This is a genomic window from Streptomyces sp. NBC_00376 (assembly GCF_036077095.1).
In the GTDB taxonomy this organism is placed as follows: Bacteria; Actinomycetota; Actinomycetes; order Streptomycetales; family Streptomycetaceae; genus Streptomyces.
This window is the reverse complement of record NZ_CP107960.1, coordinates 5,284,676-5,308,685: the sequence shown is the minus strand read 5'-3', so window position 1 is coordinate 5,308,685 and position 24,010 is coordinate 5,284,676. Positions and strand designations below refer to the sequence as shown.

The window sequence follows — 24,010 nt, the reverse complement described above, 5'->3', positions numbered from 1 at the left end:
AATAAGACCGGTCGTTCACAGCGTCCTCGCTGTGTAAATTGCCCACCAGGTCAGTGACCTCGCGGGACTTTCAAAGGAACCTCCAACCTGCCGAAGCAGGCCGGGGTATCAACATATCTGGCGTTGACTTTTGGCACGCTGTTGAGTTCTCAAGGAACGGACGCTTCCTTTGTACTCACCCTCTCGGGCTTTCCTCCGGGCTTTTCCCTTCGGTCTTGCGTTTCCGACTCTATCAGACTCTTTCGTGTCCGATTCCCGGTCGAAGCGGGATCCTGCTTTTCGCTTTCCAGTTCTTCGCTTTCGCGTTTCCCTTTCCGGCGAGTCCAACCTTACCAGACTCTTTTTCGTTCCGTTTCCGGTTCGAATCTGAATTCCGGTGACCGTTGGAGTGGTCTTTGCCTTTCGGCTGATTCGACTTTATCAGAAACATTCGACCGAAAAATCGGCTTCGTGATTCAGAGGAAGGAATCAATGGCTCTGCGGAAATTCGATTTCCGGTGAGAGCGAGATAGATGCTAGCTGCTGGGCCCGGACATGTCCAGTCCGAGGCAACCGTTAAAATCTACCTCCCCGTGTCGGCCATGTCAATGGCTTTCTGGGGCGAGGAGGAGACTAGCAGGTCAGCGGGGTCGCGCGCACATCAGGCGGCCACCGGGAGTTCGGCGCTTCGTTCCGTGGGATCGACATCTCCGGCGTCTCCGGCTCGCGCGGCTCGGCCGCCCAGGATGTAGACGTAGGCAAGGAAGGCCAGCTCGGCCGCGATGCCGATGGTGATGCGCCCCCAGGTCGGGACGCCGGACGGGGTGACGAAGCCTTCGATGAGGCCGGAGACGAACAGGACCAGCGCGAGGCCGATGGCCATGCCGATCGCGGCACGGCCCTGTTGCGCGAGGGCTGAGCGCCGGCTGGTCGGGCCCGGGTCGATGACCGTCCAGCCGAGGCGCAGGCCCGTACCCGCGGCAACGAAGACTGCGGTGAGTTCGAGCAGGCCGTGCGGGAGGATCAGCCCCAGGAAGGTGTCGAGCCGGCCGGCTGAGGACATCAGGCCGATGCCGACCGCGAGGTTGAGCACGTTGGCGAACAGGATCCAGATCACCGGGATGCAGAGGAACGCTCCCAGGACGAGGCACATGGCTGCGGCCTGGGCATTGTTCGTCCACACCTGGGCGGCGAACGACGCGGCCGGGTGGCTGGAGTAGTACGTCTCGTACTCCCCGCCCGGGCCGGTCATGCGGCGGAGGTCCTCCGGGGCCGCGATGGCCGACTGGACTTCCGGATGCGTGCCGATCCACCAGCCGATGACTGCCGCCAGCAGCGTGGAGAGAACCGCGGTGGGTATCCACCAGTGCCTGGACCGGTAGACGGCGGCGGGAAAGCCGACGGTGAGAAAGCGGGTGGCGTCGCGCCAGGAGGCTCGGCGGGTGCCGGTGACCGTGGCTCGGGCACGGGCCACGAGTTGGGTGAGGCGTGCCGTGAGCATCGGGTCAGGGGTTCCGGACTGGAGGAGCGAGAGATGGGTGGCCGTGCGCTGGTAGAGCTCGACGAGTTCGTCGGCTTCCGTGCCGGTGAGCCGGCGCCCTCGCTGCAGGAGATGGTCCAGGCGGTCCCACTCGGTGCGGTGGGCGGTCACGAAGACATCGAGATCCATGGTCGGCTGCTGCTCCAGGCATGGGTGCGTACGGGTTCGTACTACGGCGGCGGCGCGCTGCCGGTCAGCTTGGCAGACTGAGGCCCCGAGGGGCAGGGATGATCGGCGAAGGGTGGGGTGGCGATGAGTGAGCTCGTGACCGGGGACGCGGTCGTGCTGGGGCTGCGGCCGGCGAAACTTCCGAGTCGGGCGCTGGCGTTGGCCATCGATCTTGCCGTGGTGGGGGCGGCGTTCGTCCTGGTGTCGATCGGGCTGGCCATCGCGACGGCGACGCTGGACGAAGCGGCACTCGCGGCTGTGTCCGTGGCGGCCTTCCTGCTGGTGCTGGTGGGCGGGCCCATCGCGGTGGAGACGCTCAGCCACGGGCGTTCGCTGGGGAAGCTGGCGTGCGGGCTGCGGGTGGTGCGGGACGACGGGGGGCCGATCCGGTTCCGGCATGCGCTGGTGCGTGGGGCCATGGGGGTCGTCGAGATCCTGATGACGTTCGGGGTCGTCGCGTGCATCGCCTCGCTGGTGTCGGCGCGGGGCCGGCGGCTCGGGGATGTGTTCGCGGGGACGCTCGTCGTGCGGGAACGGGTGCCCGCGGGGCGGGCGGCGGCCGTGCCGCCTCCGCCGCCGTGGTTGGTCGGGCGGTTCGCGGGACTGGATCTGTCGGCGGTGCCGGAGTCCCTTTGGTCGGCGGTGCGGCAGTACCTGACCCGTATGCATCAGCTCGATGCTCAGGTGGGGTGGTCGATGGCGGAGCGGCTGGCCGGGGAGTTGGCGGAGCGGACCGGGGTCCCGACGCCGGAGGGGGTGCCGGCCGGGGCGTATCTGGCGGCGGTGGTGAACGAGCGGCAGGCGCGGGATGCGCGGCGGGTGTTCGTTGCCGCTCAGGACGGGGCTGCTCGTGGTGGTCCGGAGGGGGAGGCCGGGCGGTCGGTGAGCGGGGCTCCGGTGGGGGCTGTGCCTTTCGTGGGGGCTGCCGAGGCGGGTACTCCTTTGCCGGCCCCGGGGGCGGAGGGTGGTCGGGTGCCGCCTGCTGCCACGGGGTTCGCGCCGCCTGCCTAGAGCGGTGAGGGCGGGGAGTCCAGGTCTTCGAGCTCGATGCCCGGGGCTGCGAGGACCACGTCGCCGGCGATGTGGACGGTGTGCTGCTCGCCGGTGTCCAGGGCGCTGACCTGGTATTCGTCCACGGTCAGGGGGCCGTTGTCAGTGGCGTGCGCCTCACTGTTCACCAGGGCCCAGGACTGATCGACGGTGCGGGGGGCGAGGACCGGGTCCGTGAAGGCGACGAGGCGGACGCGGGTCGCGGGGGAATCGGGGGTGAGGCGCAGCAGTCGTGCGGTCGCGATGAGGAATGCGGGGGATGTGCCGGTGAAGGCGTGGGCGCGAACATTGCCTTCGGTGGCATGAGTGCCGGTCGGATCGGTACGGACCCAGGTGACGCCTTCGAGGGCGGCGCCGCGGACCTGCCAGCTCGCGGCGTGGAGTTCGAGGCGGATGGGACGGCCCAGTTCGTCGAGGGTGAGGTCGACGGAGCCGAGGTGGTCACCGGAGGGGGTGGTGGTCCGGGAGAGGTAGCGCCAGCCGGAGGGACCGGGTGCGCATTGGAAGTGTTCTTCGCCGAGGGGGGTGTGATCGTGGGGATCGTGGAGCGAATATCGGCCGCGGGGCATGGGGTCCTTCGGGGTTCCTCGGGCTGAGCGGGCGGCGCGGTACGAACGCAGGCCCCCGACACGGGGGTGCGGGGGCCTGCGCTCGTAGCTGCTGCTGAAGCTGTTCCGTCTGTCAGTCTGTTCCGTCTGCCAGCGGCCGGTCGTCACTGACCGGTGGTGACGTGCGCGGTCGCTGACGGGCGGGATCGGTACGGATCAGTAGCGGTAGTGGTCGGGCTTGTACGGGCCGTCGACCTCGACACCGATGTACGCGGCCTGCTCGGGGCGGAGCGTCGTGAGCTTCACGCCGAGTGCGTCGAGGTGGAGACGGGCGACCTTCTCGTCCAGGTGCTTGGGCAGCACGTAGACGTCGGTCGGGTACTCCTCGGGCTTGGTGAACAGCTCGATCTGGGCCAGGGTCTGGTCCGCGAACGAGTTGGACATGACGAACGAGGGGTGACCGGTGGCGTTGCCCAGGTTCAGCAGGCGGCCCTCGGAGAGCACGATGAGGACCTTGCCGTCGGGGAACGTCCAGGTGTGGACCTGCGGCTTGACCTCGTCCTTGACGATGCCGTCGATCTGGGCCAGGCCGGCCATGTCGATCTCGTTGTCGAAGTGGCCGATGTTCCCGACGATGGCCTGGTGCTTCATCTTGGCCATGTCGGCGGCCATGATGATGTCCTTGTTGCCCGTCGTCGTGACGAAGATGTCGGCCTGGCCGACGACATCGTCGAGGGTGGCGACCTGGTAGCCGTCCATCGCCGCCTGCAGGGCGCAGATCGGGTCGATCTCCGTGACGATGACCCGGGCGCCCTGGCCGCGCAGGGACTCCGCGCAGCCCTTGCCCACGTCGCCGTAGCCGCAGACGACGGCGGTCTTGCCACCGATCAGGACGTCGGTGGCGCGGTTGATGCCGTCGATCAGCGAGTGGCGGCAGCCGTACTTGTTGTCGAACTTGGACTTGGTGACCGCGTCGTTGACGTTGATCGCCGGGAAGAGGAGGGTGCCGTCGCGGTGCATCTCGTACAGCCGGTGCACACCGGTCGTGGTCTCCTCGGTGACACCGCGGATCTCGGACGCCAGCTGGGTCCACTTCTGCGGGGACTCGCCGAGGGTGCGGTTCAGCAGGGTGAGGATGTGGGCGTACTCCTCGCTGTCCGCGGTCGACGGGTCCGGGGCCGCACCGGCCTTCTCGAACTCGACGCCCTTGTGGACGAGGAGGGTGGCGTCACCACCGTCGTCGAGGATCATGTTCGGGCCGCCGGTGGGGGTGTTCGGCCAGGTCAGGGCCTGCTCCGTGCACCACCAGTACTCCTCCAGCGTCTCACCCTTCCAGGCGAAGACCGGGACGCCCGCCGGGGCGTCCGGGGTGCCGTTCGGGCCGACGGCGATGGCCGCGGCGGCGTGGTCCTGGGTGGAGAAGATGTTGCAGGAGGCCCAGCGGACCTCGGCGCCGAGGGCGACCAGGGTCTCGATCAGCACGGCCGTCTGCACGGTCATGTGCAGCGAACCGGTGATGCGGGCGCCGGCCAGCGGCTGCGTGGCGGCGTACTCCTTGCGGATCGACATCAGGCCGGGCATCTCGTGCTCGGCGAGGGTGATCTCCTTGCGGCCGAACACCGCGAGGGAGAGGTCGGCGACCTTGAAGTCCTGTCGATTGGCGACCGTCGTCATAACGGGCTGCTCCTCGTAATGGGGTCGAGGTGGGGCACGGATGGCTCTGCGGCGGCGGGCACACGAATGCCCGGACGCTCGCAGCGCAGTCCGTCGGAGGCCCTCTCTCCCTCGGCCGGTCCGCGCGTATGGACCGATCGACCGCCATCAGCAGCGACGTCTGACACTGCCGTCGAATCTACACCGATCGGCCCAGTCGCTCCCAGTCCACCCCGAGCCGAAACGTGGCCGGGGAGCGGTCGGGATGCTGTTGGGATGCGGTCGGACGACATGCCGGGAGCGGGAGGGAGGCGAGTGGAGGGGATGGTCAGTGGCCGGATTCCGTCGGGGTGTCCGGGGTGTCGCCGGGGGCTCCGCCCGGGGCCTTGCCGGGGTTGATGCCCGCCGCGGCGGCGGCCTCGCTGTAGATGTCCGGTTCCAGGTAGATGACCCGGGCGATCGGGACCGCCTCACGGATCCGGCTCTCGGCGGCGTTGATGGCGTTGGCGACCTCGGTGGCCGTGTCGTCGTGCTGCACCGCGATCTTGGCGGCGACGAGCAGTTCCTCCGGGCCGAGGTGGAGCGTACGCATGTGGATGATGCCGGTGACCGTGTCGCCGTCGACGACCGCCGCCTTGATCTTCTCGACCTGGTCGGCGCCGGCCGCCTCGCCGAGCAGGAGGGACTTCGTCTCGGCGGCGAGCACGATCGCGATGACGATCAGCAGGACACCGATGCAGAGGGTGCCGATGCCGTCCCAGACGCCGTTGCCGGTCCCGAGGGCCAGGCCGACGCCCGCGAGGGCGAGTACCAGACCGATCAGCGCACCGAAGTCCTCCAGGAGCACGACGGGGAGTTCGGGGGCCTTCGCGCGGCGGATGAACTCCTTCCAGGAGAGCGATCCGCGGGTCTCGTTGGACTCCTTGATGGCCGTGCGGAAGGAGAAGCCCTCGGCGATGATCGCGAAGACCAGCACACCGACCGGCCAGTACCAGGCCTCGATCTCGTGCGGGTGCTTGATCTTCTCGTAGCCCTCGTACACCGCGAACATGCCACCGACCGAGAAGAGGACGATGGAGACGAGGAACGCGTAGATGTAGCGCTCGCGGCCGTAGCCGAAGGGGTGCTGGGGGGTGGCTTCGCGCTGGGCCTTCTTGCCGCCGAGCAGCAGCAGCCCCTGGTTGCCCGAGTCGGCGACCGAGTGGACGCTCTCCGCGAGCATCGACGACGAGCCACTGAACAGGAACGCCACGAATTTGGCCACTGCGATCGCGAGGTTGGCGCCGAGTGCCGCCACGATCGCCTTGGTTCCGCCTGACGCACTCATGGGTGCCTGGTGTCCCTTCTTCGGTGCTGCGGCCCTGGCGCCGCGGTACGGCCGGACATTGTTGCAGTCGCTGGTGCGGACGGTACGTCAGGCCACCACTGTGGCGCGGAACAGAGCGCCGGTACCGGACACTTCGACCTTTTCGCCGGAGGGTACGAACACGGAGGCACCGGGGGTGAGGTCGAATTCGCCGGCCTTCGGGGCTCCTCCGGTGCAGAGCAGGATCTGCGGAGTGTCCCTGGTCAGGTCGACGGGGGCGGCGCCGGGCGAGAGGTCGAAGCGGGAGAGCCGGAATTCGTCCACGGGCGTCTCGTACAGCTCCTCGCCGGACGGTGAGGCCTCGGGGCGCAGGACGCCGGGCTCGGTCGCCTCGAAGCGGACGATGCGCAGCAGTTCGGGTACGTCGATGTGCTTGGGCGTGAGTCCGCAGCGCAGCACGTTGTCCGAGTTGGCCATGATCTCGACGCCGAGGCCGTCCAGGTAGGCGTGCGGGACGCCCGCGCCGAGGAACAGGGCTTCACCGGGTTGGAGCTCCACGTAGTTCAGCAGCATCGCCGCGATGACGCCGGGGTCGCCGGGGAAGTGGTGGGCGATCCGGGCGTACGGGGCGTGGGCGCCGCCGAGGCGTTCGGCGGCGGCCGCGGCCAGGTGCACCGTTTCGGCCATCTCCGCGGGGTCGGCGCCGAGGATCGCGGTGAGGACCTCGCGCAGGGCGGCCTCTTCCGGGTGGGCGCCGAGCAGGTCGACGTACGGCTTGAGCGCGTCGACGCCGAGCGCCGCAATCGCCTCGGCCGCCTCGGTGGGCGGGCGGAAGCCGCACAGACCGGCGAAGGGGGTGAGCGCGCAGATCAGTTCGGGCTTGTGGTTGGCGTCCTTGTACGTGCGGTGGGGCGCGTCGATCGGGACGGACCGGCGCTCCTCGTCCTCGTAACCCCGCTCGGCCTGCGCGCGGTCGGGGTGGACCTGGAGGGAGAGGGGGGCGCCGGCGGCGAGCAGTTTGAGGAGGAAGGGGAGGCGGGGGCCGAACTTCTCGACGGTGGCCCGGCCCAGTTCGCGCTCGGGGTCGGCGGCGATGACGTCGGTGAGGGGTTGTTGGGAGCCTCCCTCGCCGGTGCCGGTGCCGGTGCCGGTGGCTGTGGCGGTGCCGGTGGCTGTGGCGGTGCCGGTTGTGCGGGTGAGGAGCGAGGGGGCGCCGGGGTGGGCTCCCATCCACATCTCGGCCTGGGGTTCGCCGGTGGGGGCGATGCCGAGCAGTTCGGGGATGGCGGTGGTGGAGCCCCAGGCGTAAGGGCGCACGGTGTTGGAGAGCCGGTCCATGGTCTTCGTCCTTGTGAGGTGCGTGGATCGGGGGTGCGGTGCTCTGGTCGGCTCTGGTGGGGCCGGGGTTCTGGTGAGGGTGCGGTGGAGGGCCTCGGGGTGCGGTGCGGTCTTGGTCAGGCGCCGGTTGCCGATGCCAGTGCCAGGTAGACGGCGGCGAAGTCGGTGACCGCGAGCAGTTCGGCGAGGGCTTCGAGTTCGGTGCCCTCCTCCGGTTCGAGTTCACTGATCGCAGTGTCGTGGCCGAGAGCCAGTTCGCGGGCGGCGGGGGCCGCGCTCAGGCCGCCGGTGGGACGGTCGCGGAGCAGTACGACGCGGGCGTGCAGCGGCTCCGGCTCGTCGACCCGGTCGCGGAAGAAGTCGTCGGGGTCGGCCCCGGCGGCGAATGTGCCCGCCAGCATCGCGCCGTGCACGGGCAGCGCCTCGGGCAGTTCGGCGGCGAGGGCCGGGCGGCCGGACAGCTCGGCCAGGACGGCGGCGAATCTGCGGCCGACGGGGGCGGCGGCTTCGCCCTCGGTCCAGATCAGGGGCAGGCTGTCGGCGAGTTCGGCCGCGAGGGTCTTGGCCGGGTTGCTGTACGTGGCGATGGCCGGACCGCAGAGTTCCGCGGTGCGGTCCAGGCGGTCGGCGACGCTCTGCAGTGCCTCGGCGGGCGCGGTGAGCAGGCCGACCCGGTCCAGCAGCGCGAGCAGCGGGGTGAACAGGGCCCAGAGGGTGCCGGGGCCTGCGGCCGAGGTCTCGGCGTCGTACTCGCCGTGCGGGGCGGAGGCCATCGGCACGACGAGCCCGTGCGCCCCGTCGATCGCCTCGCGCAGCGGTGACTGGTGGGGGGCGACGGCGACGATGCTGCAGCCTCGGCGGTACGCCTGTTCGGCGAGGAGGGCGAGGCCCGGCTCGGAGCCGTCGGCCGTGACGATCAGCAGCAGGTCCACGGAGCCGGCCCAGCCGGGCAGGGCCCAGCGCATCGCGCCCGCGGCGGGGGCGACCCCGGTGGGGTGGATGCGGGTGACGGGTGCGGAGGCGCCCGCCAGGGCGGTGATCAGGTCGGCGACGCCGGACGCGGCGGTGCCGGAGCCGGCGACCAGCACGGCGCGGGGGCGGCCCTCCGGGTTCAGTTCGGCGATGCCCGCCTCGGCGGCGTGGCGGGCGGCGGTACGGACCCGGGCCCCGGCCTCGGCGGCACCGCGGAGCAGGCCGCGGCGGTCGGCTCGGGCCAGGGCTTCCGGGGCATCGAGCAGCGACTCGTCGAGCATGGGGACGGTCCTCCGATCACGTGCTGATCACCGTGCGGGGTGCGGGGCGGTGGGCGTTCGTGCGCCCGTACGCCGTTACTCGGGGCGGCGGGCCTCGTCGACGAGCAGGACGGGGATGCCGTCCCGCACCGGGTAGGCCAGGGCGCAGTCCTTGCCGGTGCAGACCAGTTCGGGGGTGTCGGCCGCCGTCCGGTCGTCGAGCGGGGAGTGGCAGGCCGGGCAGGCCAAGATCTCCAGGAGGCCGGCTTCGAGCGGCATGGGGTGGGTCCCTTCGGGCTACGGATCAGGCGACGTCAGCCTACCGCCGGGGGGCGGGGCGGGCCCCGGGGGCCCGGGGGCGGGGGTGAGGTTGGGGGTGGGGTGTGGAGGTGAAGTGCGGGTGCGGGTGCGGGGGGCGCCTGCGGCGGGCCTGTTCCCCTCCCCGCCCCTTCCCGTAACCGGGGCGCTGCCCCGGACCCCGCTCCTCAAACGCCGGAGGGGCTGGAATATGCCGGCCGGGCGCAGTGGCGCCGGACGGACCGGGGCGAACTCGGGGGCTCCGCCCCCGGAACCCCTGCTCCTCAAGCGCCGGAAGGGCTGGAATGCGTGCCGGAGGGACTGGGATTGGGTGCTGGCAGGGCTGGGGCGGGCGCCCGAGCGGCCGGGAAGGGCTGGAATGCGTGCCGGAACGGCCGGAAGCCGTGTCGGACGGGCCGGGGTCGGGTGGGGTGGGTGCCCTAGACGGTTGGTGTGTCAGGGGAGTCCGGGGTTCGGATCAGGGTCAGGACCTCGTCCCGTACCGCTGCCATCGTCCGTTCGTCGCGGGCTTCCACGTTCAGGCGCAGCAAGGGTTCCGTGTTGGAGGCCCGGAGGTTGAACCACCAGTCGGGGGTCGTGACCGTCAGGCCGTCCAGGTCGTCGGTCGTGACGCCGGTGCGGGTCTCGAAGGATGCGCGTACCGCTGCTGTGCGGGCCTTCTGGTCGGCGACCGTGGAGTTGATCTCGCCCGAGCCGGCGTAGCGGTCGTAGCGGGCGACCAGTTCGGACAGGGGGCCCGGCTGACCGCCCAGCGCGGCCAGGACATGGAGCGCGGCGAGCATGCCCGTATCGGCGTTCCAGAAGTCGCGGAAGTAGTAGTGCGCGGAGTGCTCGCCGCCGAAGATCGCGCCGTGCTCGGCCATCTCCGCCTTGATGAAGGAGTGGCCCACTCGGGTACGGACCGGTGTGCCGCCGTTCTCGCGGACGACCTCGGGGACCGAGAGGGAGGTGATCAGGTTGTGGATGACGGTGCCCTTGCCGCCGTTGCGGGCGAGTTCCCGGGCCGCGACCAGTGCGGTGATCGCGGACGGCGAGACGCCCTCGCCGCGCTCATCGACCACGAAGCAGCGGTCCGCGTCGCCGTCGAAGGCGAGGCCCAGGTCGGCGCCCTCGGCCACGACCCGGGCCTGGAGGTCGACGAGGTTCTTCGGGTCGAGGGGGTTGGCCTCGTGGTTGGGGAACGTGCCGTCGAGTTCGAAGTACATCGGTACGAGGTCAACGGGAAGGTTCGCGAAGACGGTGGGGACGGTGTGGCCGCCCATGCCGTTGCCCGCGTCGACGACGACCTTCAGCGGCCGGACGGCTGTCAGATCGACCAGGGACAGCAGGTGGGCCGCGTAGTCGGCCAGCGTGTCGCGCTCGGTGACGGTGCCGGGGGCGGCGACCGGCTGCGGGGCGCCGGTCTCGGACCACTTCTCGATCAGGGCCCGGATCTCCAGGAGCCCGGTGTCCTGGCCCACGGGTGCGGCGCCCGCCCGGCAGAGCTTGATGCCGTTGTACTGCGCCGGGTTGTGCGACGCGGTGAACATCGCGCCGGGGAGGCCCAGGCTGCCCGAGGCGAAGTACAGCTGGTCGGTCGAGCAGAGGCCGATGAGTGTGACGTCCGCGCCGCGCGACGCGGCTCCGCGTGCGAAAGCCCCCGAGAGGCCGGGCGACGAGGGCCGCATGTCGTGGCCGATCACGATCGCGTCCGCGTCCGTCACCTCGACGAACGCCGCCCCGAACTGCTCGGCCAGCGCTTCGTCCCACTGATCGGGCACCACTCCGCGCACGTCGTACGCCTTCACGATCTGCGACAGATCAGCAGCCACGGGCCGGTCCTCCTGAGATTTCTGCGGACCGCCCAAACTACCCGGAGGGCTCGTGCCCGAGCTCAGGAGTCCGGTGAGCGCAGCACCCGCAGGTGGCCGCGGCGCGCGACCTGCATCGGATCGGCGGCGTGCGGACCGCCGCTGCGGCCGTCCGCCCCGCGGTCCTGCGGCCGTGCCGCTTCCCGTACGGCGTTGGCGAGCGCTTCGAGGTCGTCACCGCTGGGGCGGGTGGGCGCGGAGGGGTCGGAGAGCCGGACGACCTCCCAGCCGCGTGGGGCCGTCAGCCGCTCACTGTGCTCGGCGCAGAGGTCGTAGCAGTGGGGCTCGGCGTAGGTGGCGAGCGGGCCGAGGACCGCAGTCGAGTCGGCATAGACGTACGTCAGTGTCGCGACGGCAGGGCGGCCGCACGCGGTGCGCGAACAGCGACGTACAGGGCTCACGATGTTGGACGGTACCGCACTCTTGAGCGGGCTGCGACGACTCTCCCTCAGCTCACCCCACCGTGTCGCCCTGTGTCCACCGGCACGAACGCCTTCCGGACCCTCCTTCTGACCTGCGGGAGGAGGGGGAAGTACGGGTCGTACCGGCAACGATTCCGGTCACCACTCGGTACAAAAGCTGTCATACAGCAGGAGATCAACGGTCAGGTGCGGGTCCTGAAACGTGCCCCTGGTTGGCCGGATTGTTCAGGATTGGACATGCCGATGCCTTGGACGGTGCTTCGGAAGATGCCTCGTCGGCCGGCGACGATCCATCTGCCCCGCCGAGGGTTACGCTGCGTCAGTGATGGACAGTCCCGTACCTCCGCACCCGTCCGAGCCGCGCCCACGCCGTCGTGACCGACATGGCCGCGGCATGCGGGGGCCCGTCGCCCCGCCCCAGGTACCGCTCTCGGTCAGCCGGGCGGAGAACTTCCGCGATCTCGTGCAGGACTCGGTGGAACGGCTGGAGCGGCGCTGGCCGCAGCTGGCCGACGTCGACTTCATGGTGCTCGACGTGCCGGGGACGCAGGAGGAGACCGTGCCGCTGGGGCGGGCGGTCTCGGCGGAGAAGGGCCGGCCCGCGCAGATCGTGGTCTACCGGCGGCCCGTCGAGATCCGTACGAAGAACCGCGACGAGCGCGCCCTGTTGGTGCACGAGGTCGTGGTGGAGCAGGTCGCGGAGCTGCTCGGGCTCGCTCCGGAGTCCGTGGACCCGCGGTACGGGCAGGAGTAGCGGGAGCCCGGTGGGCGGGCGGGTGAGCGGGGCGGGTAGGCAGGGGCTGTGCGTTGTCCGGTCCCCCGCCCGTCACGGGGGTAGGCGCGTTGTCCGGTCCCCCGCCCGTCCCGCTCAGTCGTCGAGGACCGACAGGTCCTGCTCGGCCGTGGGCACCTCTACGGTTCCGTTGTCGTCCGGCAGTGTCTGCACGGTGAACATCTGGATGCCGTCCTGTGTGACGGTGAGCGTGCGCGCGGCGTGGACCGGACCGCCCGACTCCGTCTCGACCGTCAGGGCGTAGCCGCCCTTGAGCCCGGACGGTACGGGCGGGGAGACCGCCAGCGTCGTACCGCCCTTGACCGTGTACTTCTTGACGGTCTGGTCGCCGCCCCCGCTGCCTGCCGACGCGGTGACCTTCACGGTGGCGGTGGCCCCCGGCGCGGTGAGCGAGAGGACCGAACCCTTGTCCCGGTTGTCGGCCACGGTCGCCCGCGCGCCCACCGGGCCGGTCGCCGGGATGTAGCCGACCTCCTGCTTGTCGCCGGTGCCGCGGACCACGCGCAGTGCGGCGACCACCTGGGGGTTCTTCCCTCCCTTGGACGGGGTCAGCAGCAGGGAACCGGCCTCGCCCTTGGTGATGTCCTTCAGGTCGACGCCCGCGGTCATCCGGGACTTGACGTGGATGGCCTCGTTCCCGACCGGGGAGATCGCGCCGGTCTTGCCGATCAGTTTCACCGTCAGATCGGCGTCGTCGTCGCCCGTCGCGAAGGCCACGAGACGGACCGAGGTGGCGTCCGCGGGGATGCCGGGGAGCACCAGGGTGCCCGACGGGGCGGCGGAGGCGGCCAGCCAGTCGCTGCCGGTCTTCTCGTCCGCGGTCCTGACGACCGCGCCGACGCGCCCGGCACGGGTGGTGACGTGGACGGTGACGTCCTCGGTCGCCTTGCTGGTGAGCGTGGAGATCAGGACCGGGACGCTGGACCGGGCGGGCACCGTGATGCCCTCGCCGGTATCGGACTTGAGCGAGCCGTCGGGGCCGTACAGCTCGATGTCGGCGACGGCCGCGGTGTCGTCCGGGTTGGTCAGGTGGACGTAGTCCTCGCGGGACTTCGCGGTGCTCGCGGCCGGGAACCAGAAGTCCGTGTCGGGGCCGGTGCAGCTGACGCCGAGCAGGCCGCGGGAGCCGCCCGCCTCGACCATGGTGGTCTGCTGGGTGGTCCAGCCGGGGGCCAGCCGGCCGGTCGCGGTGCCGACCAGTGCGGGGGTGCCGGAGCCGGACTCCTCGGCGATGGCCGGTTTGCCGGGCTCCTTGAGCGAGATGACCGGCTTTCCGGGGTCCGCCTTCTTCTCGCTCTTCTTCTCGTCCTTCTTCTCGCCGTCGGCCGTGGTGGAGGTGGCCTTCTGCAGCTCGGCCTTGCCGGCCTCGCCGCCGCTGCCGCCGCCCGCCGGGGTGAACGAGGTGTAGGTCGTCTCCGCGAGGTCCGCGAGACCGGGGGACGGGCAGAGCAGGCTGGACCGTTCCACCGGCAGCCGTGCGGCGGTCTTCGCCTCTGCCTCGCCCCCGTCGCCGGGCGCGGTGAGCGCGGCGAATCCGGTGACTGCGGCGAGGGCGACGGTGCCCGCGATGAGGGACAGGCTGGTGGACTTCACTCGGACTCGCCTCTCGATGCGTTACCGGTCGGCCACGGGTTCTGGCCCGGGGCGGGGTTCTCGTCGGGGTTCTGCGGGTCGTACCCGCCCTGCGGGTGGCCCTGTGGGTCGTACTGGGCCTGTTGGCCGTACTGGGAGTGGGCCTGGGGGTCGTACGGGGCCTGGGCCTGGGGGTCGTACTGCTGCTGGGCGTAGCCGTACGGGTCGTAGGCGTTCTGCTGGTACGGGTCGGCGGCGAGGTGGTCCTGCTGCGTGCCGTACTGGCCTTCCTGGTACTGCTGGTAGCCGGCGTCCTGGTACTGCTGGGCGTCCCATTCGCCGTACTGCTGCTGCTCGCCGTACTGCTGCTGCGGCACGGCCGCGTACTGGCCGTCGCCGGCCTGCGGGGCGAAGGCGTCCTGGTCGTCGGCCCGGTGCGGTTGCTGCTCGGGGATCTGCTGGACCGGGGCCTGCTGGACCGGGGCCTGCTGGGCGGGGGCGTACTCCCCCGCCTGCTGCGACGGGATGTACTGCCCCGGCGCGTCCGGTGCCTCCCCGTCCGGGCCGGCCTCCGCTCCCGCCTCCGCTTCCGCCTGGGCGGCCGCGCGCAGCCTGCGGGCCCGTCGTCCCTCGCCGGCGACCGGCTCCGCGGGGACCGTCACGGTCTCCTCGGGCAGGTCGTCGTCGATCTCCCGGCGGCGGCCGGGCAGCGCGAGGACGAGCAGGACGACGGCCAGCGCCGACTGCGTCCAGATCCAGGCGGTGTGGGTGAACGGGGTGTCGTACGTGAGATCGAGCGTGCCGCCCTCGGCGGGGAGTTCGAAGCCCTGGGCCCAGCCGTCGACGGTCTTCGGGGTCAGCGCCCGGCCGTCGAGCGTGGCCTGCCAGCCGGGGTCGGCGGCGTCCGCGATCCGCAGCACGCGGCCGGAGCCGCCCGCCGGGATCTTGCTGTGCGCCTCGACGGGGAGGGAGCCGACGGGCAGCGGTTCCCCGTCGGTGCCGGACGGCATGATCATGACTCGGGCGACCTGACGGTCGACCCGCCACAGCGCGCTGCCGTCCAGCTGGCTCAGCCGGCTGAGCCCCGGGGTCGCGTCGAGGATCCGGCTCATCTGCTTCGGGGCGCCGTCGCGGACCAGTACGTAACGGATCGCGAAGCCGCTGAGCTGGCTGCCCTGGTCGGCTCCGGAGCCCGCGACCAGGTTGGCGACGACCTTGTCGAGGTGGCTGTTGCTGCCGCCAGCCTCGGTCAGTTCGGCGTCGCCGAGCCGCGCACCGGAGCCGCGTACCAGGCTGTACGAGACGCTGGCCGACGAGGTGCCGCCGAGGACCAGGGTGCGCGGCTGGTCGCGGGTGGTGCTCTCCTCCGCAACGAACGCGGGCACCTGCACCGGGTCGCGGCGCTCCAGCGGGCCCGACGCGCCGCCGATCATCCAGCTCACGGCGGCCAGTGCCGGGGCGAGCCCCGCGGCGAGGGCGATGAGTGCGGCGACCGGCTGCCGCCAGCCGAAGCTGAGCTCGGCGACGCGTACCCGGGCGCCGTCCGCGCCGACCAGTGCGGCGGCGATCAGCGCGATGCCGTAGACGAGGGTGGCGGGACCGGCCCAGCCCGAGCCGTTGGCCAGCGCGGCGAAGACCAGTGCCACGAGCGCGACCGCCCACGCGGTGCGTACCGCGAACTGCCGCTCCCCGCGCAGCAGCGCGGCCAGCGCGGCCAGCACGATGCCCAGCAGCAGCACTCCCCCCGCGGCCTTGGGGCCGCCGGGGCTGATGCCGAGCAGGTCGAATGCGGAGGCCGTGCCCGTACCGATGTCCAGGCCCGCCTCCTTCAGGAAGCCGGACGGGTTGGTGAGCAGCGAGAGCGACCAGGGCGCGAGGACGAGCAGCGGGGTACCGATCGCGGCGAGGAAGCGGAGCCCGTACGCGGTGATGTCGTCGCGGCGCAGTACGAGCACGCCGATGCCGAGGACCACGGCGAGCGGCCACACGATCGGCGTGAACGCCATCGCGAAGGTGAGGAGCAGGGTGTACGCCCAGGTGGCGCGCCAGCTGCCGCGGGCGTCACCGGCGGCGCGCATGCCGTGCGCGGAGACGGCGGCGCGGGCGATCAGCGGGAGCAGCACGGCCAGTACGGCGGTGCCGAGGCGGCCGGTCGCCAGGGCGCCGGTCGCGGCGGGCAGGAAGGCGTACGCGACGCTCGCCCAGGCCCGCAGCAGCCTCGATTCGAGCAGCGGCCGGGAGACGAAGTAGGCGGTGAGTCCGGCGAGCGGGACCGAGCAGACCAGCAGGAGCGTGAGCGCGAAGCCGGTCGAGCCGAGGAACAGCGCGGACAGGGCCGAGATCACGGCGAGGTACGGCGGCGCGGTCTGCGTGCCGCCGGTGACGACCGTGTGCCAGCCGTCCGCGTACTTGCTCCACAGGTCGGAGACGTCGGCAGGTGCGGGCAGCAGCGCGCCGCCGGCCAGCGCTCCGCCGCCGAGGAGGCCGCGGCAGGCGACCAGCGAGACGAGGAGCAGCACGGCGAAGAGCACCGGGCCGGGCTTGCGCCCGATCCGCTTGAGCCGCGCGAACTGCTCGATCTCCAGGAAGTCGGCGTCGTCGCCGCCGGGGCCGGACTCCACGGCGCCGTGCCGGGAGCCGCCCGAGTCGGCGTCGGAGCTGCCGAAGTTCCCGGCGACCTGGTCCACGGTGGCGCGGACGGTGGCGCCGGGCGGCGGGAAGAGGCCACGCAGTTCGGTCTGGTCCACGGCGCCCTTGCCGCGGCTGCGCCGGGCCGCGAGGACCCGGCCGGGCCGCAGCAGGGTGCCGAAGAACCCGGCGACCTCGTCGAGTGCCTGGCCGGGCACCTTGCCGACGAGATAGGCGAGGGTGCGCAGCAGGGTGCCGACGACGAGCCGGAGCATCACCCAGGGCAGCGCCTTGGCACGGGCGTTGACCAGCATCGTGTAGACGGCGCCGGCCTTGTCGACGCGGTGCGGTGAGGCGACGGAGCGCCCCGCGCAGTCGATGGGGCGGCGCTCGCGGGCGGATGCCTCGGCGTGCCGGAGGACGGCGTCGGGGGCGACGAGCACCCGGTGTCCCGCGACGTGCGCGCGCCAGCACAGGTCGACGTCGTCACGCATCAGGGGGAGCCTGCGGTCGAACCCGCCGAGCTCCTCCCAGATGTCACGGCGGATCAGCATGCCGGCGGTGGAGACGGAGAGCACGGTACGGACCTGGTCGTGCTGGCCCTGGTCCTGCTCGCGGCGGTCGAGTCCGGTCCAGCGGCGTCCGCTGTTGGCGATGGAGACACCGACCTCGAGCAGTTGCTTGCGGTCGTACCAGCCGCGGAGCTTGGGGCCGATGATCGCGGCGTGCGGGTCGGCGTCGACGACGCGCAGCAGTTCGGCGAGCGCGTCGGGCTCGGGGGCGCAGTCGTCGTGGAGCAGCCAGAGCCACTGCACCGGTTCGCCGTGCGGCAGTTCGGGCAGGTCGTAGGCGTCGTCGCGCCAGCTCCTGCTGACGGGGTCCCAGCTGCCGGGGCGCTTCAGGTACGGCAGGTCCTCGGGGGTGAGGACACCGGCCGTGCGGGTCGCCTCTTCGACGGCGGTGCCGAAGCTCGTACGGCGCGCGAGGTGCAGGACCCGTTCGGCGCCGAGCGCCTCGGTGACCAGCCGCGCGGAGTCGTCGGCGCTGCCGGTGTCGGCGGCGACGATGTTCTGTACGGGGCGTTCCTGCCCGAGCAGCCCGGCGAGCGCGTCGGGCAGCCAGCGTGCGCCGTCGTGGGAGACGAGCACGGCGGTGACGACGTGCCGGGGGAACTCTGGGGTGGCGGCGGCCGCGTACGGCGCCGCCGATTGGCTGTGCACGGACATCGAGGTACGGGCCCTCCGGCCGGGTCCGGGGGGCGTCACCCCGGGGGCTGCATCGGTGTACACGCGCGCCCTGTCGGGGCGTTGGCGCGTCTCGGACGGGGCCCCACACTAACGGGTACGGATAACCACGATGGCGCCGAGCGCTCGAACGGGGCCGTGGCCGGGCGGGGGTGGAGCCGCGGCGGGCACGGCGATGGCCCGTCGTCTGCGGGCCGGGAGCAGGCGACGGGCCATGGTCGTTCGTGGTCCGGATGTCCGGTTGTCGGGCGGCGGTCTCCGGGTTGTCGGGCGGCGGCCTCGGATCAGATGGCGGCCTTCTTCAGCCGGCGCCGTTCACGTTCGGAGAGGCCGCCCCAGATGCCGAAGCGCTCGTCATTGGAAAGGGCATATTCAAGGCATTCGGACCGGACCTCACAGGCGAGACAGACCTTCTTGGCCTCGCGGGTGGATCCGCCCTTCTCGGGGAAGAAGGACTCGGGATCGGTCTGGGCGCACAGTGCGCGCTCCTGCCAGCCGAGTTCCTCGTCCGCGTCCTCGACCAGCAGTTGCTGGAACAGCTCGGTCATGTGCGCCCCTCGTCTGTCTCTTGCGTCCCGTGATGCGGCCGTTACTGATTGCGGCCGAACGACACGAGTGAAATTACAAGTGTGTAGCTCCAGGCCAGTCAAGCGAAGATCTGCTATCGGCCCCGGTATTCACCCTGCGGAACCAAGCCTATGCGGAAAGTGTGCAAATCACCAAAAACCTGACATATGCCATGGAGCTCGCCCGCACCCCCGCTTCTCACTGAGTGAGACGACCGGAATCGCCCCGTTGTTGCGATTCGAGCACCGAAGCGACCAAGATCACATTCGGGTCACGGAGCCTCAATGACGTTTGGGGGCGCGGCTGGTGCGCCACATCTCCGGCGCGGTGGATGCATAAACCCTTCCCCGCTCCTGGCAACCGGATGAGGTGAAACATTGCCACCAAATCGGGCATCAGGTTGACAGTGGAGTGCGCAGCCGGTCTCCTTGACTTCATGCCAGCGACCGCCGCGATGTACGCCACCCACGTCCGTGGGTTCCGCACCGCTGTCCAGGCCCGCTGTTGCTGTTCCAGCTGTCACAGCTGTTGATGCCCCCAGGGCGCCGGCTCTGACCCAGCTCCTCTCGCAGAACCTCTGCGCAGCGCTGTCGGCAGGTTTCTTCTCTTCCCTGCTTCTTCGTCTCCGCGCGGCCGAGGCTCTCCGGTCTCCGTGACACCCCGCACATGCACCCCCCATGCCGAGGAACCACCTCATCCATGAACAGCAACAGCGACCTCCAGATCGCCGGCGACATCCTCGAAGTCCAGCACCTCCTCCAGCCCGCCCGCGAGCACCCCGCCACCGTGGCCGAGTTCGTCGGGCTCGCCCGCACCATCGCGGCCGACCGCGCGCAGTGGGCACCCCTCGTCCGGTACGACACCACCACCCGCTGGTACCACCGGCTGCGCACGGTTCCCCAAGCTCTCGGCTCCGCACGAGCAGGGGAGGCCCCACTCGGCTACGAGGTCTGGCTGCTCAGCTGGGTGCCCGGCCAGGGCAGCGGGCTCCACGACCACGGTCCGTCCTCCGGCGTACTGACCGTGCTGGAAGGACGGTTGACCGAGCGCACCGAGCGCGCCACCCGGGCGCTGGACTCCGGCGCGCAGCGGGTCTTCGCGCCCGGTTACGCGCACGAAGTGGTCAACGACTCCTTCGAACCGGCCGTCAGTCTGCACATCTACTACCCGGGACTGACCGAGATGCCGATGCACGCGGCGCAGTGCGCCCCGGCGGCCGTGGATGTCGTACCCGCCTGACAAACTGCTGTGCATGCGCATTGTGGTTCTGGCCGGCGGTATCGGTGGTGCTCGTTTTCTGCGTGGCCTCAAGCAGGCCGCGCCCGACGCGGACATCACGGTGATCGGCAACACCGGTGACGACATCCATCTGTTCGGGCTGAAGGTCTGCCCCGACCTCGACACCGTGATGTACACCCTCGGCGGTGGCATCAACGAGGAGCAGGGCTGGGGGCGTACGGACGAGAGCTTCCACGTCAAGGAGGAGCTCGCGGCGTACGGCGTGGGGCCTGAGTGGTTCGGCCTCGGCGACCGTGACTTCGCGACGCACATCGTCCGCACGCAGATGCTGGGCGCGGGCTATCCGCTGAGCGCCGTCACCGAGGCGCTCTGCGCGCGCTGGAAGCCGGGGGTCCGGCTGCTGCCGATGTCCGACGACCGGGTCGAGACGCATGTCGCGGTCGACATGGACGGCGAGCGCCGGGCGATCCACTTCCAGGAGTACTGGGTGAAGCTGCGTGCCTCGGTCGAGGCACAGGCGATCGTGCCGGTCGGCGCCGACCAGGCCAAGCCGGCTCCGGGGGTGCTGGAGGCCATCGCCGAGGCGGACGTGATCCTCTTCCCGCCGTCCAACCCCGTCGTGTCGGTGGGGACGATCCTCGCCGTGCCCGGGATCCGGGAGGCCATCGCCGAGGCCGGGGTGCCGGTCGTCGGCCTCTCCCCCATCGTCGGCGACGCGCCCGTGCGCGGCATGGCGGACAAGGTGCTCGCCGCGGTGGGCGTCGAGTCGACGGCGTCGGCCGTGGCCACGCACTACGGCTCCGGGCTGCTCGACGGCTGGCTCGTCGACACGGTGGACGCCGGGGCGGTCGGCGAGGTGGAGGCCGCGGGCATCCGCTGCCGTGCCGTGCCGCTGATGATGACCGATGTCGACGCGACGGCCGAGATGGCCCGGCAGGCCCTGGCGCTGGCCGAGGAGGTACAGGCGTGAGCGCCGACGGGGCGCCCTCGTACCGGGTCTGGGCGCTGCCCGGCATGCCCGAGGTGCGGGCCGGGGACGACCTGGCGAAGCTGATCGCCGCGACCGGGCCGGGTCTGGTCGACGGTGATGTCCTGCTGGTCACCTCGAAGATCGTCTCCAAGGCGGAGGGCCGGATCGTCGAGGCCGCCGACCGCGAGGCGGCGATCGACGCCGAGACGGTACGGGTGGTGGCGCGGCGCGGCACGCTGCGGATCGTGGAGAACCGGCAGGGTCTGGTCATGGCCGCGGCCGGGGTCGACGCCTCGAACACCCCCGCCGGGACGGTGCTGTTGCTGCCCGAGGACCCGGACGCCTCGGCGCGGGCGATCCGTGACGGGCTGCGGGACACGCTCGGCGTGGAGGTCGGGGTCGTCGTCACGGACACCTTCGGACGCCCGTGGCGCAACGGGCTGACCGATGTGGCGATCGGGGCGGCCGGGGTCCGGGTGCTGGACGATCTGCGCGGCGGCACGGACGCGTACGGCAATCCGCTGAGCGCCACCGTGGTCGCCACCGCCGACGAGCTGGCCTCGGCCGGTGACCTGGTCAAGGGCAAGGCGGACGGGCTGCCCGTCGCGGTGGTGCGGGGTCTCGGCCATGTGGTGGACGCGGCGGACGCCGGTGGTGCCCGCGCGATGGTGCGGGTCACGGCCGACGACATGTTCCGGCTCGGTACGTCGGAGGCGGTGCGGGAGGCGGTGACCCTGCGGCGTACGGTCCGCGAGTTCACCGACGATCCGGTGGACCCGGGGGCGGTGCGGCGGGCCGTGGCCGCGGCGGTGACGGCGCCCGCGCCGCATCACACGACGCCGTGGCGGTTCGTCCTGCTGGAGTCCGAGGAGTCGCGGACCCGGCTGCTCGACGCGATGCGGGACGCGTGGATCGCGGATCTGCGAAGCGACGGGAAGAGCGAGGAGTCCATCGCCAAGCGGGTGCGGCGGGGCGATGTGCTGCGCCGGGCGCCGTATCTGGTGGTGCCGTGCCTGGTGATGGACGGCTCCCACACGTACGGGGACGAGCGGCGGGACACGGCGGAGCGCGAGATGTTCGTGGTCGCCGCGGGGGCCGGCATCCAGAACTTCCTGGTGGCGCTGGCGGGCGAGCGGCTCGGCTCGGCGTGGGTGTCGTCGACGATGTTCTGCCGCTCCGTGGTGCGTGAGGTGCTGGAGCTGCCGGAGAGCTGGGATCCGCTGGGTGCGGTGGCGGTGGGTCGCGCGGCGGCCGACCCCGCGGCGCGGCCGGGGCGGGACGCGGAGAGGTTCATCGAGGTGCGCTGAGGCGGGGCGCGGGCGGGTTCGTCGAGGTGCGCCGGGACGGGGCTTCACGGACGCGGCCCGGCGGGTTCTACAGGCGGGCGATGTCGCCCCGGGTCATGCGCGGGGCGCGGCGGGCCGGGGTGTGGCCGGAGAGCAGGATGAGGCGGGTCGCCCGGTGGCGCTGCCCCTCGTACGGAGCGAGCAGGGCGAGCATCTCCTCGTCGTCGGCGTCCCGGTTGCCCGCCAGGGCGTGGCCGACGATGCCGGGGAGGTGGAGATCGCCGACGGTGACCGCGTCCGCCGCACCGTTCGAGCGCTGGAGCGTCTCGGCCGAGGTCCAGGGGCCGATCCCGGGGATCAGTTCCAGGCGGGCCATGGCCTCCGGGAGCTCCATGGCCGCCGCCTCCTCCAGGCGGCGGGCCACACGTACCGCGCGCAGGATCGTGCCCGAGCGTTGGGCGTCGACGCCCGCGCGGTGCCATTCCCAGGACGGGATCAGGGACCAGGTGCGGGCGTCGGGCATGACGTGCAGACCCAGCGCGGTGAACGCGGCGCGGTCCGTGGGGCCGGGTGCCGGGGTGCCGTACTTCCGGACCAGGAACCGCCAGGCGCGGTAGGCCTCGTCGGTGGTGACCTTCTGTTCCAGGATCGAGGGGATCAGGGACTCCATGACCAGGCCGGTGCGCAGCAGGCGCAGGCCGGGGCGGCGGTGCCGGGTCAGGGCGAGCAGCCGGTGGCGCGGGCGGAAGGCGTCCGGGTCGTCCGTCGCGCCGAGCAGCGTCGGGAGCCGGTCCAGCAGCCACGGTGCGCCGGGGCCCCAGGCCGCCGCCTCGATCCGGCCGCCCCGGGCGGTGAGGCGGAGGGTGCCGGGGCCGGCGGGTGTGCGGCTGGCCCGCCAGGCCGTGCCGTCCCCGGTCATCCGGTACGTGGGGTCGGCGGGGCCGCGGCGCAGTGGGCCGACGACCAGGCGCAGGTCGAAGGGGCCGGGCGGGGTCCACTCACGGGTCAGCGCGTCCGCCGCCGGGGTCGCCGCCCGGGCCGCCGCCTGGTGCGGGACGGCCGCGCGGGGAGAGCTGTGGGGAGCGAATCGTCCTGCCACGGTGAGGTCCTCGGTCGTCGGGGTGCCTGTCGAGGGTAAGCGCTGCGGCCGGTGTCCGGCTGCCCGTCGGGCCATGCGTCGCGAGGAGAAGCGCACCGTCTATTCGTCGGAGGAGAAGCGCACCGCCGCGTCCGGGAGGACCGCCCCGCACCAGATGCGGATGCCGTCGCGGAGTTCGTTGTCGGCGCCGACCCGGGCCCGGTCCCCGATCACCGCGTCCGTGAGCACCGTACGGCTGCCGATCCGGGCACCGGCTCCGACCAGCGAGTCCTTGATCACGGCCCCTGGTTCGACGACCGCGCCGGCCAGTATCGCGGAGCCGTCGACCCGGGCTCCCGCGCCGATCAGGGCGCCCTCCGCGACCACCGTGCCGCCGCTGATCTTGGCGTCGTCGGCGACGGAGGCCGTCGGCAGCACGAGCGCCTCGCCGCATCTGCCGGGGACGGCCGGGGACGGGGCGCGGCCCAGGACCAGATCGGCGGAGCCGCGTACGAAGGCCTGCGGGGTGCCGAGGTCCAGCCAGTACGTGGAGTCGACCATGCCCTGGAGGTGCGCTCCGGAGGCGAGCAGTCCGGGGAAGGTCTCGCGCTCGACGGAGACCGGCCGGCCGGCCGGGATGTTGTCGATGACCGAGCGGCGGAAGATGTACGCCCCCGCGTTGATCTGATCGGTGACGATCTCCTCGGGCGTCTCGGGCTTCTCCAGGAAAGCGGTGACCCTGCCGCTGCCGTCCGTCGGTACCAGGCCGAAGGCGCGCGGGTCGTCGACGCGGGTGAGGTGGAGGGAGACGTCCGCTCCGGATTCGGTGTGCGAGGCGACCAGGGCCCGGATGTCCAGGCCGGTGAGGATGTCACCGTTGAAGATGAGCACCGGGTCGTCCGGACCCGAGGTCAGCCGGGACGCGACGTTGCGTATCGCCCCGCCGGTGCCGAGCGGTTCGCGTTCGGTGACGTACTCGATGTGCAGGCCGAGCGACGAGCCGTCGCCGAAGTACGGTTCGAAGACCTCTGCCAGGTACGACGTCGCGAGCACGATGTGCTCGACCCCGGCGGCACGGGCGCGCGCCAGCTGGTGGGTGAGGAACGGAACGCCCGCTGCCGGAACCATGGGCTTGGGCGTGTGCACCGTGAGCGGGCGCAGCCGGGTTCCCTTCCCACCGACCAGGAGGATCGCTTCTTTTGCCTCTGTCACAGCACTGACTCTGCTTC

Annotated in this window: 19 protein-coding genes; 5 read left to right on the top strand and 14 right to left on the bottom strand. The window is 71.6% G+C overall.

Translation table 11 applies throughout. The annotated features are described in order from the left end of the window. Positions 1-640: 640 nt before the first annotated feature. A complete protein-coding gene (locus OG842_RS24010) occupies positions 641-1,648 on the bottom strand; it encodes a stage II sporulation protein M (RefSeq protein WP_266732472.1) in 1,008 nt (335 codons plus the stop codon). 123 nt (positions 1,649-1,771) lie between these two features. Between OG842_RS24010 and OG842_RS24005 the strand changes: the two genes are divergently transcribed. Continuing rightward, positions 1,772-2,698 (top strand): RDD family protein, encoded by a 927-nt coding sequence (locus OG842_RS24005; RefSeq protein WP_266732470.1) that lies wholly within the window; start codon positions 1,772-1,774, stop codon positions 2,696-2,698. On the opposite strand, the gene OG842_RS24000 is transcribed toward OG842_RS24005, so the two are convergent. The 8 genes from OG842_RS24000 to OG842_RS23965 form a co-directional block, all read right to left on the bottom strand. After that, a complete protein-coding gene (locus OG842_RS24000) occupies positions 2,695-3,306 on the bottom strand; it encodes a hypothetical protein (protein ID WP_266732469.1) in 612 nt (203 codons plus the stop codon). The genes OG842_RS24005 and OG842_RS24000 overlap by 4 nt on opposite strands. A 195-nt stretch (positions 3,307-3,501) precedes the next feature. Next, positions 3,502-4,959: an adenosylhomocysteinase gene (gene ahcY / locus OG842_RS23995; RefSeq protein WP_266732467.1), complete on the bottom strand. Its 1,458-nt coding sequence runs from the start codon at positions 4,957-4,959 to the stop codon at positions 3,502-3,504. 307 nt (positions 4,960-5,266) lie between these two features. After that, entirely contained in the window at positions 5,267-6,265 is a 999-nt protein-coding gene (locus tag OG842_RS23990) for a cation diffusion facilitator family transporter (RefSeq protein ID WP_266732466.1), read from the bottom strand. Positions 6,266-6,352: 87 nt separating this feature from the next. Then, entirely contained in the window at positions 6,353-7,582 is a 1,230-nt protein-coding gene (gene manA, locus OG842_RS23985; RefSeq protein WP_266732464.1) for a mannose-6-phosphate isomerase, class I, read from the bottom strand. Between the two features lie 116 nt (positions 7,583-7,698). Further along, positions 7,699-8,835 carry an SIS domain-containing protein gene (locus tag OG842_RS23980; protein ID WP_266732462.1) on the bottom strand — a complete coding sequence of 379 codons (1,137 nt, stop codon included), beginning with the start codon at positions 8,833-8,835 and terminating at the stop codon, positions 7,699-7,701. Between the two features lie 75 nt (positions 8,836-8,910). Next, positions 8,911-9,093, bottom strand: coding sequence for a Trm112 family protein (locus OG842_RS23975; RefSeq protein ID WP_266732460.1), 183 nt, complete (start codon positions 9,091-9,093; stop codon positions 8,911-8,913). Between the two features lie 458 nt (positions 9,094-9,551). Continuing rightward, the gene (locus OG842_RS23970) at positions 9,552-10,943 is read right to left on the bottom strand and encodes a phosphomannomutase/phosphoglucomutase (protein ID WP_266732458.1); all 1,392 of its coding nucleotides are present in this window, start codon (positions 10,941-10,943) and stop codon (positions 9,552-9,554) included. 62 nt (positions 10,944-11,005) lie between these two features. Next, positions 11,006-11,383 (bottom strand): DUF3499 domain-containing protein, encoded by a 378-nt coding sequence (locus tag OG842_RS23965; protein WP_266732456.1) that lies wholly within the window; start codon positions 11,381-11,383, stop codon positions 11,006-11,008. A 346-nt stretch (positions 11,384-11,729) separates the two neighbouring features. On the opposite strand from OG842_RS23965, the gene OG842_RS23960 reads away from it, so the two are divergent. Beyond that, entirely contained in the window at positions 11,730-12,158 is a 429-nt protein-coding gene (locus OG842_RS23960) for a metallopeptidase family protein (RefSeq protein WP_266733789.1), read from the top strand. Between the two features lie 114 nt (positions 12,159-12,272). Here the strand turns inward: OG842_RS23960 and OG842_RS23955 are convergent, their stop codons facing one another. The 3 genes from OG842_RS23955 to OG842_RS23945 form a co-directional block, all read right to left on the bottom strand. After that, positions 12,273-13,790, bottom strand: coding sequence for a DUF5719 family protein (locus OG842_RS23955; RefSeq protein WP_266732454.1), 1,518 nt, complete (start codon positions 13,788-13,790; stop codon positions 12,273-12,275). Further along, entirely contained in the window at positions 13,787-17,623 is a 3,837-nt protein-coding gene (locus tag OG842_RS23950; protein ID WP_266732452.1) for a glycosyltransferase, read from the bottom strand. Before OG842_RS23950 ends, OG842_RS23955 begins: the two co-directional genes overlap by 4 nt. A gap of 302 nt (positions 17,624-17,925) precedes the next feature. Beyond that, entirely contained in the window at positions 17,926-18,189 is a 264-nt protein-coding gene (locus OG842_RS23945) for a WhiB family transcriptional regulator (protein WP_003968728.1), read from the bottom strand. A gap of 718 nt (positions 18,190-18,907) precedes the next feature. Between OG842_RS23945 and OG842_RS23940 the strand changes: the two genes are divergently transcribed. From OG842_RS23940 to OG842_RS23930, 3 genes are read left to right on the top strand one after another with little or no spacing between them, the layout of a single operon-like run. After that, positions 18,908-19,447 (top strand): cysteine dioxygenase, encoded by a 540-nt coding sequence (locus OG842_RS23940; RefSeq protein ID WP_266732450.1) that lies wholly within the window; start codon positions 18,908-18,910, stop codon positions 19,445-19,447. A gap of 13 nt (positions 19,448-19,460) precedes the next feature. Next, on the top strand, positions 19,461-20,417 hold the full coding sequence (cofD, locus tag OG842_RS23935; RefSeq protein ID WP_266732449.1) for a 2-phospho-L-lactate transferase: 957 nt from the start codon (positions 19,461-19,463) through the stop codon (positions 20,415-20,417). After that, positions 20,414-21,724, top strand: a complete 1,311-nt coding sequence (locus OG842_RS23930; RefSeq protein WP_328512458.1) for a coenzyme F420-0:L-glutamate ligase — start codon at positions 20,414-20,416, stop codon at positions 21,722-21,724. The genes cofD and OG842_RS23930 overlap by 4 nt, the downstream gene beginning before the upstream one ends. A gap of 67 nt (positions 21,725-21,791) precedes the next feature. Here the strand turns inward: OG842_RS23930 and OG842_RS23925 are convergent, their stop codons facing one another. Further along, positions 21,792-22,802 (bottom strand): DNA-3-methyladenine glycosylase family protein, encoded by a 1,011-nt coding sequence (locus tag OG842_RS23925; protein ID WP_328512457.1) that lies wholly within the window; start codon positions 22,800-22,802, stop codon positions 21,792-21,794. A gap of 99 nt (positions 22,803-22,901) precedes the next feature. Next, positions 22,902-23,993: an NDP-sugar synthase gene (locus tag OG842_RS23920; RefSeq protein ID WP_328512456.1), complete on the bottom strand. Its 1,092-nt coding sequence runs from the start codon at positions 23,991-23,993 to the stop codon at positions 22,902-22,904. Positions 23,994-24,010 lie beyond the last annotated feature (17 nt).

Coding starts and splice junctions, on each gene's coding strand:
- OG842_RS24010 (WP_266732472.1), bottom strand. CDS start 1,648: ATGGATCTCGATGTCTTCGTGACCGCCCACCGCACCGAGTGGGACCGC.
- OG842_RS24005 (WP_266732470.1), top strand. CDS start 1,772: ATGAGTGAGCTCGTGACCGGGGACGCGGTCGTGCTGGGGCTGCGGCCG.
- OG842_RS24000 (WP_266732469.1), bottom strand. CDS start 3,306: ATGCCCCGCGGCCGATATTCGCTCCACGATCCCCACGATCACACCCCC.
- ahcY (WP_266732467.1), bottom strand. CDS start 4,959: ATGACGACGGTCGCCAATCGACAGGACTTCAAGGTCGCCGACCTCTCC.
- OG842_RS23990 (WP_266732466.1), bottom strand. CDS start 6,265: ATGAGTGCGTCAGGCGGAACCAAGGCGATCGTGGCGGCACTCGGCGCC.
- manA (WP_266732464.1), bottom strand. CDS start 7,582: ATGGACCGGCTCTCCAACACCGTGCGCCCTTACGCCTGGGGCTCCACC.
- OG842_RS23980 (WP_266732462.1), bottom strand. CDS start 8,835: ATGCTCGACGAGTCGCTGCTCGATGCCCCGGAAGCCCTGGCCCGAGCC.
- OG842_RS23975 (WP_266732460.1), bottom strand. CDS start 9,093: ATGCCGCTCGAAGCCGGCCTCCTGGAGATCTTGGCCTGCCCGGCCTGC.
- OG842_RS23960 (WP_266733789.1), top strand. CDS start 11,730: ATGGACAGTCCCGTACCTCCGCACCCGTCCGAGCCGCGCCCACGCCGT.
- OG842_RS23950 (WP_266732452.1), bottom strand. CDS start 17,623: ATGTCCGTGCACAGCCAATCGGCGGCGCCGTACGCGGCCGCCGCCACC.
- OG842_RS23945 (WP_003968728.1), bottom strand. CDS start 18,189: ATGACCGAGCTGTTCCAGCAACTGCTGGTCGAGGACGCGGACGAGGAA.
- OG842_RS23940 (WP_266732450.1), top strand. CDS start 18,908: ATGAACAGCAACAGCGACCTCCAGATCGCCGGCGACATCCTCGAAGTC.
- cofD (WP_266732449.1), top strand. CDS start 19,461: ATGCGCATTGTGGTTCTGGCCGGCGGTATCGGTGGTGCTCGTTTTCTG.